Raw genomic sequence first — 14,413 nt, 5'->3', positions numbered from 1 at the left:
CAAATTTGATGATTTTGTTATACTAGTACTGTAAGCATTTTCAATTAAAAAGGAGAATATGATGAGTCAAAAGATTATCGGGATTGACCTTGGTGGAACTTCTATCAAATTTGCAATCTTGACAACAGCAGGAGAAATCCAAGAAAAATGGTCTATCAAGACTAATATTTTGGATGAAGGAAGCCATATTGTAGATGATATGATTGAGTCTATTCAACATCGTTTGGACTTGCTTGGATTGTCAGCTTCGGATTTCCGAGGGATTGGAATGGGATCACCTGGTGTAGTTGACCGTGAAAAAGGAACTGTTATCGGTGCCTACAACCTCAACTGGAAAACCCTTCAACCGATTAAAGAAAAGATTGAAAAAGCCTTGAGTATTCCATTCTTCATCGATAATGATGCCAACGTAGCTGCTCTTGGTGAGCGCTGGATGGGTGCTGGTGAAAACCAACCAGACGTTGTCTTTATGACACTTGGTACAGGTGTTGGTGGCGGTATCGTGGCAGAAGGCAAATTGCTTCACGGTGTTGCTGGTGCAGCAGGAGAGCTTGGCCACATCACTGTTGACTTTGACCAACCAATCGCTTGTACTTGTGGTAAGAAAGGCTGTCTTGAGACAGTTGCTTCTGCAACAGGGATTGTCAACTTGACACGTCGTTATGCTGATGAATACGAAGGCGATGCAGCCTTGAAACGCTTGATTGATGACGGTGAAGAAGTAACTGCTAAAACTGTCTTTGACCTTGCAAAAGAAGGGGATGACCTTGCCTTGATCGTTTACCGAAACTTCTCACGTTACTTGGGAATCGCTTGTGCTAATATTGGCTCAATCCTAAACCCATCAACAATCGTTATTGGTGGTGGAGTATCAGCTGCAGGAGAATTCCTTCTCCAAGGCGTGCAAAAGGTTTATGATGAAAATACCTTCCCACAAGTACGCACATCAACTAAATTAGCTCTCGCAACTCTAGGAAATGACGCTGGAGTAATTGGGGCAGCATCACTTGTATTGCAATAAAATAATAAAAGAGGGAAAATGCTAACCTAGAGTTAGTAATGTTCCTCTTTTATTATTTTATGCTATACTAGTTAAGACTATAAATGAGGTGAGAGTAAATGACAAAAGCAGATACGATTTTTAAAGAGAATATTGAACGAATCCTCAAAGACGGTGTCTTTTCTGAACAAGCACGTCCCAAATACAAGGATGGGACTGTTGCCAACTCCAAGTACGTAACGGGTGCCTTTGCAGAGTATGATTTGTCAAAGGGTGAATTTCCCATTACAACCCTACGTCCAATTGCCATCAAATCAGCTATCAAGGAAGTCCTTTGGATCTACCAAGATCAGTCTAATAGTCTAGAAGTGCTAAATAGCAAGTATAACGTCCACTACTGGAATGATTGGGAAGTGGGAGACACGGGAACCATCGGTGAGCGCTATGGGGCGGTCGTTAAGAAACATGATATCATCAATAAGATTCTCAAGCAGTTGGAGGCTAACCCTTGGAACCGTCGCAATATTATCTCTCTCTGGGATTACCAAGCTTTTGAGGAGACAGATGGTCTTCTTCCATGTGCTTTCCAGACTATGTTTGATGTTCGTCGGGTAGATGGGGACATCTATCTGGATGCGACCTTGACTCAGCGCTCTAATGACATTCTGGTGGCCCACCATATCAATGCCATGCAGTACGTGGCTTTACAGATGATGATTGCTAAGCATTTTGGCTGGAAGGTTGGGAAGTTTTTCTACTTTATCAATAACCTTCATATCTATGATAATCAGTTTGAACAAGCAGAGGAATTGCTTCGTCGGGAGCCGTCAAACTGCCAACCTCGCTTGGTTTTGAATGTACCAGATGGGACTAATTTCTTTGATATCAAAGCGGAAGACTTTGAGTTGGTTGACTATGATCCGGTTAAGCCGCAGCTGAAGTTTGATTTGGCTATTTAAGAAAATAAAAAGAAGTTGAGAAATCTCAACTTCTTTTGTTGCTTAGTGTGATACGCGACGGCGAGCTGCTTTTTTACGGTTTTCTTCGATGAAAGCTGCTTTTTGCTCTTCTGGCTCAATCACTTTCTTTTTAATTGCGTATACTGCACCTGCAACGGCAGCGACAGTTCCTGCGACACCTGTTACAAGACCTTTAGCGAATCCTTTAGCCATGAGTCTTCCTCCTTTATCTTCCCGATCAGCCAGGCTCCTCAAGAGATAGCATTTTTCTGACTGACCTTTTTGTGATATAATAATAGTAACGAAAAAATGGGAATTTTTCAAGGAAAAAAGATGAAAACAAAAATAATTGTGATTGTTGGGCCGACTGCTGTTGGGAAGACAGCCCTTGCTATTGAAGTAGCCAAGCGCTTTGGTGGAGAGGTGGTCAGTGGTGACAGTCAGCAAGTATACAGAGGGTTGGATATTGGAACAGCCAAGGCTAGCCCGGAGGAGCAAGCTGTTGTTCCTCATCATTTGATTGATGTCAGAGAGGTGACCGAGTCTTACTCGGCTTTTGATTTTGTTTCAGAAGCTAAGGCAGCCATAGAGGACATCCAAAGTCGTGGCAAGCTTGCTATTATCGCTGGAGGCACAGGGCTTTATATCCAGAGCTTGCTGGAAGGATACCATTTAGGTGGGGAGACACCTCATGAGGAGATTGTAGCCTATCGGGCTAGTTTGGAGCCTTATTCAGATGAGGAATTAGCCCATCTTGTGGAGCAAGCAGGCCTTGAAATTCCCCAGTTCAACCGTCGTCGTGCCATGCGTGCCTTGGAAATTGTCCATTTTGGTCAGGATTTGGAAAATCAAGAGACCTTGTATGAACCTCTGATTATCTGCTTGGATGATGAACGCAGTCAGCTTTATGAACGTATCAACCACCGAGTGGATCTGATGTTTGAGGCTGGGCTTTTGGATGAGGCTAAGTGGCTTTTTGAAAATTATCCAGATGTGCAGGCAGCCAAAGGCATTGGCTACAAGGAACTCTTTCCTTATTTCCGTGGGGAGCAAACTCTTGAGGAGGCGAGCGAGAGTCTCAAACAGGCGACTCGTCGTTTTGCCAAGCGTCAGTTGACCTGGTTCCGTAATCGCATGCAGGTGACTTTTTATCAGTTCGGAGAGTCTGGTGTGCAAGAGAGTATTTTTAGCCAGATAGAGGAGTTTTTAGATGATTGAAACGGAGAAAAAAGAGGAACGGGTCCTACTCATTGGTGTAGAACTGCAGGGAATGGACAATTTTGACCTCTCCATGGAAGAGTTGGCCAGTCTGGCTAAGACAGCTGGGGCAGTCGTTGTCAATAGCTACAGACAAAAACGTGAAAAGTATGACTCCAAGACCTTCGTCGGTTCTGGTAAGTTGGAAGAAATTGCGCTCATGGTGGATGCAGAAGAAATTACTACTGTCATTGTCAACAACCGTCTGACACCACGGCAAAATGTCAATCTAGAGGAAGTTCTGGGAGTTAAGGTTATTGACCGTATGCAGTTGATTCTGGATATTTTTGCTATGCAGGCTCGAAGCCATGAAGGGAAACTCCAAGTGCATTTGGCTCAGCTCAAGTATCTCTTACCTCGCTTGGTTGGTCAGGGGATTATGCTCAGCCGCCAGGCAGGGGGAATTGGTTCCCGTGGACCTGGTGAAAGCCAGCTGGAACTGAACCGTCGTAGTGTTCGCAACCAAATCACAGATATCGAGCGCCAGCTCAAGGTGGTTGAGAAAAATCGGGCGACAGTCAGAGAAAAACGTCTGGAGTCTAGCACCTTTAAGATTGGTTTGATTGGTTACACCAATGCTGGGAAATCAACCATCATGAACACCTTGACCACTAAGACCCAGTATGAAGCAGACGAGCTGTTTGCGACTCTGGATGCGACGACAAAGAGTATCCATTTGGGAGGTAATCTTCAGGTTACCTTGACTGATACGGTTGGATTTATCCAAGATTTGCCGACTGAATTGGTGTCCAGTTTCAAGTCAACCTTGGAAGAAAGTAAACATGTGGATCTTCTGGTTCATGTCATCGATGCCAGCAATCCTTACCATGAGGAACATGAAAAAACGGTCCTATCCATCATGAAAGACTTGGATATGGAGGATATTCCTCGTCTGCCCCTTTATAATAAAGCGGATTTGGTGGAGGATTTCACGCCTACTCAAACGCCTTATGCCCTCATTTCTGCCAAGTCTGAGGATAGTCGTGAGAACTTGCAAGCTTTATTGCTAGATAAGATCAAGGAAATTTTTGAACCCTTTACTCTACGCGTGCCCTTTTCTAAGTCTTACAAGATTCATGATTTAGAAAGTGTGGCGATTCTTGAAGAGCGCGATTATCAAGATGACGGGGAAGTCATTATAGGCTATATTTCCGAGAAAAATAAATGGAGGTTAGAAGAATTTTATGATTGATATCAAAACTTTGGCTCTAAAATATGGGGGCTATACGAGTCTAGACAAGGTCTATCTGGATCAGCTTCTAGCTGGTAAAACAGAGCAGGAGCAATTGGCTCTCATCACACCTCCTCCGAGTGTAGTCAATGCTTACTTTGCTGAACTTTATCAGAAAAAGAGCCCTGAAGCAGCGACTGATTATTTTTCAGAAGTCAGTCAGGAACTAAACCTCTACAATGTTGAGCCAAGTTTCACCTTTGAAAACAAGCCTTTTATTCGGCTTAATTTATCTGGCAAATCTTTTGGTTTTTGCTATGAGAGGGAGGGACTTTGTCGCATTTTCTCAGAAGCTGAGGAAGCAATCACAGATAACTTGCTTTTTGAGATTGCGCAAATTTTCCCCCATCAACTCGTCTTTGAAGAGTCTGGAAAGATTTACATGAAAGCTGTCGGAGATGAGGAAGTTGTTAGTGTCAAAAATCTCACAGCCTTGACAGATTTGGAAAGTTTGGCTGATGGTCGCAAACGTCTCAAAGGCTATAGCCAAGAGGATTTACTGCAAGAAGCTGCTGCTTTTTCTGGCAAGCGCTATTTCCGATCGGAAAACCGCACAGCCATGTTATATATTGATTAATTAGAAAGTATCGAATGGATATTCAATTTTTAGGAACAGGGGCTGGTCAGCCCTCTAAAGCCCGCAACGTCTCTAGTCTCGCTCTGAAACTCTTGGACGAGATTAACGAAGTCTGGCTCTTTGACTGTGGCGAAGGAACGCAAAATCGCATTCTGGAAACCACGATTCGACCACGTAAGGTCAGCAAAATCTTTATCACCCACCTGCATGGAGACCACATTTTTGGTTTACCAGGTTTTCTCTCCAGCCGTGCTTTTCAGGCCAATGAAGAGCAGACAGATTTGGAAATCTATGGTCCCCAAGGGATTAAGTCATTTGTTTTAACCAGTCTTCGTGTGTCCGGTTCTCGTTTGCCCTACCGCATTCATTTTCATGAGTTTGACCAAAATTCTCTGGGGAAAATCCTTGAAACCGATAAATTCACTGTGTATGCAGAGGAGTTGGACCACACTATTTTCTGCGTTGGCTATCGTGTCATGCAAAAGGACTTGGAAGGAACGCTGGATGCTGAAAAACTTAAGGCTGCTGGTGTCCCATTTGGCCCGCTTTTTGGAAAAATCAAAAACGGTCAGGATGTTGTTCTGGATGATGGAACTGAAATCAAGGCGGCAGACTATATCTCAGCACCGAGACCTGGCAAGGTAGTTACTATTCTTGGTGACACGCGAAAAACCAATGCCAGCGTGCGTCTAGGCGTCAATGCTGATGTCCTGGTCCATGAATCGACTTATGGAAAGGGTGATGAGAAAATTGCCCGCAATCACGGTCACTCAACCAATATGCAGGCTGCGCAAGTAGCAGCAGAAGCAGGAGCCAAGCGCCTCTTGCTCAATCATATCAGCGCCCGCTTCCTCTCAAAAGATATCAGCCATCTCAAGAAGGATGCGGCAACTGTTTTTGAAAATGTCCATGTGGTCAAAGACTTGGAAGAAGTGGAAATCTAACAGTTATTGAAAGGACGAAGCATGTCTACTATTCTCATTACAGGAGCTAGTGGCGGATTGGCCCAAGAAATGGTCAAACTCTTGCCAGATGACCAACTCATCTTACTAGGTAGAAACAAGGAAAAACTGTCGGAGCTATATGGAAACCATCCCCATGTGGAATTGATTGAAATCGACATTACTGATGACTCGGTTCTAGAAGATCTGGTAGCTGACCTCTATCTCCGTTATGGTAAAATTGATGTCTTAATCAACAATGCTGGCTATGGTATTTTTGAAGACTTTGACAAGATCTCTGATCAAGACATTCACCAGATGTTCGAGGTTAATACCTTTGCCCTGATGAATCTGTCTCGTCGTCTTGCAGCTCGTATGAAAGAAAGCCGAAAAGGCCATATCATCAATATCGTCAGCATGGCAGGTTTGATAGCTACAGGAAAATCCAGTCTCTACTCAGCGACCAAGTTTGCGGCTATTGGATTTTCAAATGCTCTGCGCCTCGAACTGATGCCCTATGGTGTTTATGTAACGACGGTTAATCCAGGACCGATTCGTACTGCCTTTTTTGACCAGGCCGACCCAGATGGCAGCTACCTCCAGTCTGTGGACCGTTTTCTCTTGGAACCAGATGCAGTCGCTAGAAAGATTGTCAAAACCATAGGAAAAAATAAACGAGAACTCAATCTTCCACTTTTGCTCAATTTAGCCCACAAATTTTATAGCCTCTTTCCTAAACTAGCTGATAAGTTGGCAGGGGGAATATTTAATTATAAGTAAAAGGAGTTCCTTACAAAAGGAACTTTTTTATAATATTTAACTGAGTGTCAAAAATTGTTTGTTTTTGTTCTAAATCTATATTCACATTTTTTAAATCTTCTACAAATTTTAGAAAAAACAATCAAAAGTATGATTTTTATGCTGCCAGTATTGAAGTTTCTTATATTATTTTATAAAATAGTGGTAAAAGGCTATGGAAAAGTAATACGCTTACAATGAAATGGAAGCGGTTACCAAAGGAGGATTTTATGGAAAAAGGCCATTGGAATCGTAAAAGAGTCTACAGCATTCGTAAGTTTGCCGTAGGCGCTTGCTCTGTCATGATTGGAACCTGTGCGGTTCTATTTGGAGGAAGTGTCGTTGGAGAATCACCAGTTTTCGCGGATGAAACTCCAATTACTCACACTGTGGAACAAGCAAAAGAGGAAAGTCCAGCAGTGGAGGAAAAAGAAGATCAAGCTGTAGCAGAACACAAGGATGTTGCAAGTGTTGACCAAAGTCAAGCTACTCCAACTGAAACAAGCAAACCAGAGAAGAAAGAAGATGAACCTGTAGCTCCAAAAGAGGAGAAAGTGTCTCTCAAACCTGAAGAAACAGCTCCAAAGGTAGAATCTCAAGCTTCAAGTCAAGAAAAGCCTGTCAAGGAAGATTTGAAAGCTGCGACAAATGAAGAAGTGAATCAAATGATTGAAGATAGAAAAGTGAATTTTAATCAAAATTGGCACTTTAAACTCAATGCGAATCCTAAAGAAGCTGTGAAACCAGATGCCGATGTATCAACATGGCAAAAATTGGATCTTCCACATGACTGGAGTATCTTTAATGATTTTGATCATCAGTCACCTGCCCAAAACGAAGGTGGCCAGCTCAATGGTGGTGAAGCTTGGTATCGTAAGACCTTTAAACTTGATGAAAAAGATCTCAAGAAGAATGTTCGTGTGACCTTTGATGGTGTCTACATGGACTCTCAAGTCTATGTCAATGGTCAGTTAGTAGGACATTATCCAAATGGTTACAACCAGTTCTCATACGATATCACCAAATACCTTCACAAAGATGGTCGTGAGAATGTGATTGCTGTCCATGCAATCAACAAACAACCAAGTAGCCGTTGGTACTCAGGTAGCGGTATTTATCGTGATGTGACCTTGCAAGTGACAGATAAAGTTCATGTTGAGAAAAATGGAACAACCATCTTAACGCCAAAACTGGAACAACAGCAACATGGCAAGGTTGAAACTCATGTAGCCAGCAAAATCATCAATACAGATGATAAAGACCATGAACTGGTGGCAGAATATCAAATCGTTGAACGTGGTGGTCAGGCTGTAACGGGCTTGGTTCGTACAGCGAGTCGTACCTTGAAAGCACATGAATCAACAAGTCTTGATGCGATTTTAGAAGTTGAAAGACCAAAACTCTGGACAGTTTTAAATGATAAACCTGCCTTGTACGAATTGATTACGCGTGTTTACCGTGACGGTCAGTTGGTTGATGCTAAGAAGGATTTGTTTGGTTACCGTTACTATAATTGGACTCCAAATGAAGGCTTCTCTTTAAATGGTGAACGCATTAAATTCCATGGCGTTTCCTTGCACCATGACCACGGAGCGCTTGGAGCAGAAGAAAATTATAAAGCAGAATATCGCCGTCTCAAACAAATGAAGGAGATGGGGGTTAACTCTATTCGTACAACCCACAACCCTGCTAGTGAGCAAACCTTGCAAATCGCAGCAGAACTTGGTTTGCTTGTTCAGGAAGAGGCCTTTGATACCTGGTATAATGGCAAAAAACCTTATGATTACGGACGTTTCTTTGAAAAAGATGCCACTCACCCAGAAGCTCGAAAAGGCGAAAAATGGTCTGATTACGATCTACGTACTATGGTCGAAAGAGACAAAAATAACCCAGCTGTCTTCATGTGGTCTATCGGAAACGAAATCGGTGAAGCCAACGGTGATGCTCATTCTCTAGCAACTGTAAAACGTTTGGTCAAAGTTATCAAGGATGTTGATAAAACTCGTTACGTTACCATGGGAGCAGATAAGTTCCGTTTCGGTAATGGTAGTGGTGGACATGAGAAAATTGCTGATGAACTGGATGCGGTTGGATTCAACTATTCTGAAGACAACTACAAAGCCCTTCGTGCGAAACATCCAAACTGGTTGATTTACGGCTCTGAGACATCTTCAGCAACCCGTACACGTGGAAGTTACTATCGTCCTGAACAGGAATTGAAACATAGTAACGGACCTGAGCGTAACTACGAACAGTCTGACTATGGTAATGACCGTGTTGGTTGGGGTAAAACTGCAACAGATTCATGGACTTTTGACCGCGACAATGCTGGCTATGCTGGACAGTTTATCTGGACAGGTACGGACTATATCGGTGAGCCTACTCCATGGCACAACCAAAACCATACACCGGTTAAGAGCTCTTATTTTGGAATCGTAGATACAGCTGGTATTCCAAAACATGACTTCTATCTTTACCAAAGCCAATGGGTTTCTGTTAAGAAGAAACCAATGGTTCACCTCCTTCCTCACTGGAACTGGGAAAACCCTACTCTAAAAGCGAATGTAGCTGATGCAGACGGAAAAATCCCAGTTCGCGCCTATTCAAACGCTGCAAGCGTTGAATTGTTCTTGAACGGTCAATCTCTCGGAGTTAAGACCTTCAACAAAAAACAAACCAGCGATGGCCGTACCTACCAAGAAGGCGCCAATGCCAAGGAACTCTACCTTGAGTGGAAGGTTGCTTACCAACCAGGTACTTTAGAAGCAGTAGCTCGTGATGAAGCTGGTAAAGAAATTGCACGTGACAAGATTACCACTGCAGGCCAACCAGCAGGTGTTCGTCTTGTCAAGGAAGAACACGCAATCGCCGCAGATGGAAAAGACTTGACCTACATCTACTACGAAATCGTTGATAGTCAAGGAAATGTAGTGCCAACTGCCAATAATTTGGTTCGTTTCCAATTGCATGGACAAGGTCAACTAGTCGGTGTTGATAATGGGGAACAAGCCAGCCGTGAACGCTACAAGGCGCAAGCAGATGGCTCTTGGATTCGCAGAGCCTTTAACGGTAAAGGGGTTGCCATTGTCAAATCAACTGAACAAGCAGGTAAATTCACGCTGACAGCTCATTCGGATCTCTTGAAATCTGGTCAAGTAACAGTCTTTACTGGTAAGAAAGAAGGACAAGAAAAGACAGTTCTAGGAACAGAGGTACCAAAAGTACGTACTGTTATCGAGAAAGAACCGAAAATGCCGAAGACTGTTGCTTTTGTTTACAGTGATGGCAGTCGTGAAAAACGTCCAGTAACATGGTCTTCAGTTGATGTGAGTCAAGCTGGAGTTGTGACAGTTAAAGGCATGGCAGACGGACGTGAGGTAGAGGCTCGTGTTGAGGTTCTAGCAATTGCGAAAGAACTACCAACTGTTAAACGTGTTGCTCCAGGAACAGATTTAAATGCTGTTGATAAATACGTTTCTATCGCTGTAACAGATGGAAGCGTTCAAGAATACGAAGTTGATAAGTGGGAGATTGCGGAAGCAGATAAAGCCAAACTTTCAGTAGCAGGATCACGTATTCAAATGACTGGTCAATTAGGAGGCGAAACCGTACATGCTACTCTTGTAGTAGAAGAAGGCAATCCTGCAGCACCTGTAGCACCAAATGTAACTGTTGGCGGTGAAGCTGTCACAGGCCTTACTAGTCAAAATCCAATGCAATATCGAACTCTTGCTTATGGTGCCCAATTGTCAGAAGTTACAGCAAGTGCTGAAAATGCTGATGTTACAGTCCTTCAAGCAAGTGCAGTAAACGGCATGCGTGCAAGCATCTATGTTCAACCAAAAGATGGTGGCCCTCTTCAAATGTATGCTATTCAGTTCCTCGAAGAAGCACCAAAAATTGACCATTTGAGCCTACAAGTGGAGAAAGCTGATGCTCTCAAAGAAGACCAAACAGTCAAATTGTCTGTACTCGCTCACTATCAAGACGGAACACAAGCAGTTTTACCAGCTGATAAAGTAACCTTCTCTACAAGTGGTGAAGGGGAAGTCGCAGTTCGTAAAGGAATGCTTGAGTTACATAAGCCAGGAGCAGTCACTCTCAAAGCAGAATATGAGGGAGCTACAGGCCAAGTTGAACTCACTATCCAAGCCAACACTGAGAAGAAGGTTGCACAATCTATCCGCCCTGTAAATGTAGTGACTGACTTGCATCAAGAACCTACTCTTCCATCAACAGTAACTGTTGAGTACGACAAAGGTTTCCCTAAAGCTCACAAAGTCACTTGGCAAGCTATTCCAAAAGAAAAACTAGACCATTATCAAACCTTTGAAGTTCTAGGTAAAGTTGAAGGGATTAACCTTGAAGCGCGTGCTAAAGTATCTGTAGAAGGTATCGTTTCAGTTGAAGAAGTTAGTGTGACAACACCAATCGCAGAAGCGCCACAATTACCAGAAAGTGTTCGTACCTACGATTCAAATGGTCACGTTTCATCAGCTAAGGTTACATGGGATGCGATTCAATCAGACCAATACGCTAAGGAAGGTGTCTTTACAGTTAATGGTCGCCTAGAAGGTTCGCAATTAACTACCAAACTTCATGTTCGTGTGTCTGCTCAAACTGAGCAAGGTGCAAACATTTCTGACCAATGGACAGGTTCAGAATTGCCACTGGCTTTTGCTTCAGACTCAAATCCGAGCGACCCTGTTTCAAACGTCAACGATAAATTGATTTCCTTTAATGACCGCCCAGCTAATCGTTGGACGAACTGGAATCGTAGTAATCCAGAAGCTTCAGTTGGTGTTCTATTTGGAGATTCAGGTATCTTGAGCAAACGTTCAGTTGATAATCTAAGTGTCGGATTCCACGAAGACCATGGGGTAGGTGCACCGAAGTCTTATGTGATCGAGTATTATGTTGGTAAGACCGTTCCGACAGCTCCTAAAAACCCTAGCTTTGTAGGTGAGGAAAACCATGTATTTAACGATCCAGCCAACTGGAAACCTGTTACAAATCTAAAAGCCCCAGCTCAACTCAAGGCTGGAGAAATGAATCACTTTAGCTTTGATAAAGTTGAAACCTATGCTGTTCGCATTCGCATGGTGAAAGCAGATAATAAGCGTGGAACTTCTATCACAGAAGTACAAATCTTTGCGAAACAAGTTGCGGCAGCCAAACAAGGACAAACAAGAATCCAAGTTGATGGTAAAGGCTTAGCAAACTTCAACCCTGAATTGACAGACTACTACCTTGAGTCTGCAGATGGAAAAGTTCCTGCAGTAACAGCAAGTGTTAGCAACAATGGTCTCGCTACCGTCGTTCCAAGTGTTCGTGAAGGTGAGCCAGTTCGTGTTATCGCGAAAGCTGAAAATGGCGACATCCTAGGAGAATACCGTCTGCACTTCACTAAGGATAAAGACTTGCTCTCTCGTAAACCAGTTGTAGCGGTTAAACAAGCTCGCTTGTTGCAAGTAGGGCAACCACTTGAATTGCCAACTAAGGTTCCTGTTTACTTCACGGGTAAAGACGGTTACGAAACAAAAGACTTGGCAGTTGAATGGGAAGAAGTTCCAGCAGAAAATCTGACAAAAGCAGGTCAATTTACTGTTCGCGGTCGTGTCCTTGGTAGTGACCTCGTTGCGGAGTTCACTGTACGAGTGACGGACAAACTTGGTGAGGCTCTCTCAAACAACCCTAACTATGATGAAAACAGTAACCAAGCCTTTGCTTCTGCAACTAATGATATTGATCCAAGTTCACATGACCGTGTAGACTATATCAATGATGGAGACCACAATGAAAATCGTCGTTGGACAAACTGGTCTCCAACACCATCTTCTAATCCAGAAGTATCAACAGGTGTTATTTTCCGTGAAAATGGTAAGATTGTAGAACGGACTGTTGCGCAATCCAAACTTCACTTCTTTGCAGATAGTGGAACGGATGCGCCATCTAAACTTGTTTTGGAACGTTATATTGGCCCAGATTTTGAAGTGCCTACCTACTATTCAAACTACCAAGCCTACGATGCAGCCCATCCATTCAACAATCCAGAAAATTGGGAAGCTGTTCCTTATCGTGCGGATAAAGACATTGAAGCTGGAGATGAAATTAACGTAACATTTAAAGCTGTGAAAGCCAAAGCTATGAGATGGCGTATGGAGCGTAAAGCAGACAAGAGCGGTGTTGCGATGATTGAGATGACCTTCCTTGCACCAAGCGAACTGCCTCAAGAAAGCACTGCATCGAAGATTCTTGTAGATGGAAAAGAACTTCCTGATTTCGCTGAAAATCGTCAAGACTATCAAATTACCTATAAAGGTCAACGTCCAAAAGTTTCAGTTGAAGAAACAGACCAAGTAGCTTCAACAGTTGTAGATAGTGGCGATGATAACCTTCCAGTACTTGTTCGCCTCGTTTCAGAAAGTGGAAAACAAGTCAAGGAATACCGTATCCAACTAGTCAAGGAAAAACCAGTTTCTGAGAAACCAGCCCCTGCTATTCAAGAAGAAAATCCAAGTCTTGAGCTTGTCGAAAAAGAACTTGCCTTCCAAACTGTTGAAAAAGAAGATTCAAGTCTATATGTAGGTGAAAGCCGTGTAGAACAAGAAGGACAAGTTGGTAAGGAACGCATTCTTACATCTGTTAGCCCAGACGGAACTCGTGAAGAGAAACTCCATGAAGTGATCCAGGCTCCTGTTAACCGGATCCTTCTCGTTGGAACTAAACGTGGTACGGCTCAACCGCTTGATGGTGTCAAAGATTTGGTTCATCACAAACCAGAACTCCTAGTGGAAGAAGAGGCAATTGATTTCAAAGTTCAAGAACGTAAGACTGATAAACTTTATGTGGGTGAAAGTCGTGTTCTTCAAGAAGGTCAAAAGGGTGTTCGTATTCATCTAGTAGAAGTCGAAAACGGTAAGCGTACATCAAAAGAAACCTTTGATAAGATAGTTGCGCAAGATCGTATCGTGGAAGTTGGGACTAAACGTGGTACGGCTCAACCACTTGATGGTGTCAGAGATTTGGTTCATCACAAACCAGAACTCCTAGTGGAAGAAGAGGCAATTGATTTCAAAGTTCAAGAACGTAAGACTGACAAACTTTATGTGGGTGAAAGTCGTGTTCTTCAAGAAGGTCAAAAAGGTGTTCGTGTCCACCTAGTAGAAGTCGAAAATGGTAAGCGTACATCGAAAGAAACCTTTGATAAGATAGTTGCGCAAGATCGTATCGTGGAAGTGGGAACTGCTGTAGCAGAAGAAGAACTAAACCCACAAGTTCCTGTCAATCCAGATGCGCACCAACTGGCTCAAACAGGAGCACAATCTCAAGAAGAAAAAGTGACACAAACTGAAAAAGGTCACCTTCCAAATACAGGAAGTGAGTCTCAGGTGTCAGCTTTAGCAGCAGGATTGGCTATCTTGGGCTTAGGTGCAGGACTTGCAGCTACTACTCGCAAAAAAGAAGACTAAGTTTAGTTACAAGCTAAACTGAACAGGAAAAGGCCAGAGTGACGCTCTGGTCTTTTTCGTCTGAGTTGTAATAGTAAATAAATGTTTAGAATAGTCAATCCTATTCCAAATGGATTTTGTTCAAAATTCATAAAGTGCTCTTCACACTTATAAAAAGAGAGGTCGTGTTTGAAAATAA

At 43.0% G+C, this 14,413-nt stretch carries 9 protein-coding genes; 8 read left to right on the top strand and 1 reads right to left on the bottom strand.

Annotated elements, in window-relative coordinates; all coding sequences use genetic code 11:
• Window positions 1-61 precede the first annotated feature (61 nt).
• Entirely contained in the window at window positions 62-1,021 is a 960-nt protein-coding gene (locus tag D8801_RS08580) for an ROK family glucokinase (RefSeq protein ID WP_125849201.1), read from the top strand.
• Window positions 1,022-1,119: 98 nt separating this feature from the next.
• Window positions 1,120-1,959, top strand: coding sequence for a thymidylate synthase (locus D8801_RS08575; RefSeq protein ID WP_125849199.1), 840 nt, complete (start codon window positions 1,120-1,122; stop codon window positions 1,957-1,959).
• A gap of 42 nt (window positions 1,960-2,001) precedes the next feature.
• Here D8801_RS08575 and D8801_RS08570 read toward each other — a convergent pair whose 3' ends face one another.
• Window positions 2,002-2,172: a DUF3042 family protein gene (locus D8801_RS08570; protein WP_001051782.1), complete on the bottom strand. Its 171-nt coding sequence runs from the start codon at window positions 2,170-2,172 to the stop codon at window positions 2,002-2,004.
• A gap of 120 nt (window positions 2,173-2,292) precedes the next feature.
• Here D8801_RS08570 and miaA point away from each other — a divergent pair, with 120 nt between their 5' ends.
• The 6 genes from miaA to bgaA all read left to right on the top strand — a co-directional run bounded on the left by miaA (window position 2,293) and on the right by bgaA (window position 14,235).
• The gene (gene miaA / locus D8801_RS08565) at window positions 2,293-3,177 is read left to right on the top strand and encodes a tRNA (adenosine(37)-N6)-dimethylallyltransferase MiaA (protein ID WP_125849197.1); all 885 of its coding nucleotides are present in this window, start codon (window positions 2,293-2,295) and stop codon (window positions 3,175-3,177) included.
• On the top strand, window positions 3,170-4,408 hold the full coding sequence (gene hflX / locus D8801_RS08560; RefSeq protein WP_125849195.1) for a GTPase HflX: 1,239 nt from the start codon (window positions 3,170-3,172) through the stop codon (window positions 4,406-4,408). The genes miaA and hflX overlap by 8 nt, the downstream gene beginning before the upstream one ends.
• Entirely contained in the window at window positions 4,401-5,024 is a 624-nt protein-coding gene (locus D8801_RS08555) for a cystathionine beta-lyase (protein ID WP_125849193.1), read from the top strand. Before hflX ends, D8801_RS08555 begins: the two co-directional genes overlap by 8 nt.
• A gap of 14 nt (window positions 5,025-5,038) precedes the next feature.
• The gene (rnz, locus tag D8801_RS08550) at window positions 5,039-5,968 is read left to right on the top strand and encodes a ribonuclease Z (RefSeq protein WP_125849191.1); all 930 of its coding nucleotides are present in this window, start codon (window positions 5,039-5,041) and stop codon (window positions 5,966-5,968) included.
• A 21-nt stretch (window positions 5,969-5,989) separates the two neighbouring features.
• Window positions 5,990-6,745 carry an SDR family NAD(P)-dependent oxidoreductase gene (locus D8801_RS08545; protein ID WP_125849188.1) on the top strand — a complete coding sequence of 252 codons (756 nt, stop codon included), beginning with the start codon at window positions 5,990-5,992 and terminating at the stop codon, window positions 6,743-6,745.
• 248 nt (window positions 6,746-6,993) lie between these two features.
• On the top strand, window positions 6,994-14,235 hold the full coding sequence (bgaA, locus tag D8801_RS08540; protein ID WP_125849186.1) for an LPXTG-anchored adhesin/beta-galactosidase BgaA: 7,242 nt from the start codon (window positions 6,994-6,996) through the stop codon (window positions 14,233-14,235).
• The last annotated feature ends 178 nt before the right edge of the window (window positions 14,236-14,413 follow it).

Origin of the sequence: Streptococcus oralis, assembly GCF_003943415.1 — a bacterium.
GTDB lineage: Bacteria > Bacillota > Bacilli > Lactobacillales > Streptococcaceae > Streptococcus > Streptococcus oralis_BJ.
Note: the sequence above shows the minus strand (reverse complement) of the source record. Positions and strands in the feature narration are given on the sequence as shown.

Coding starts and splice junctions, on each gene's coding strand:
- D8801_RS08580 (WP_125849201.1), top strand. CDS start 62: ATGAGTCAAAAGATTATCGGGATTGACCTTGGTGGAACTTCTATCAAA.
- D8801_RS08575 (WP_125849199.1), top strand. CDS start 1,120: ATGACAAAAGCAGATACGATTTTTAAAGAGAATATTGAACGAATCCTC.
- D8801_RS08570 (WP_001051782.1), bottom strand. CDS start 2,172: ATGGCTAAAGGATTCGCTAAAGGTCTTGTAACAGGTGTCGCAGGAACT.
- miaA (WP_125849197.1), top strand. CDS start 2,293: ATGAAAACAAAAATAATTGTGATTGTTGGGCCGACTGCTGTTGGGAAG.
- hflX (WP_125849195.1), top strand. CDS start 3,170: ATGATTGAAACGGAGAAAAAAGAGGAACGGGTCCTACTCATTGGTGTA.
- D8801_RS08555 (WP_125849193.1), top strand. CDS start 4,401: ATGATTGATATCAAAACTTTGGCTCTAAAATATGGGGGCTATACGAGT.
- rnz (WP_125849191.1), top strand. CDS start 5,039: ATGGATATTCAATTTTTAGGAACAGGGGCTGGTCAGCCCTCTAAAGCC.
- D8801_RS08545 (WP_125849188.1), top strand. CDS start 5,990: ATGTCTACTATTCTCATTACAGGAGCTAGTGGCGGATTGGCCCAAGAA.
- bgaA (WP_125849186.1), top strand. CDS start 6,994: ATGGAAAAAGGCCATTGGAATCGTAAAAGAGTCTACAGCATTCGTAAG.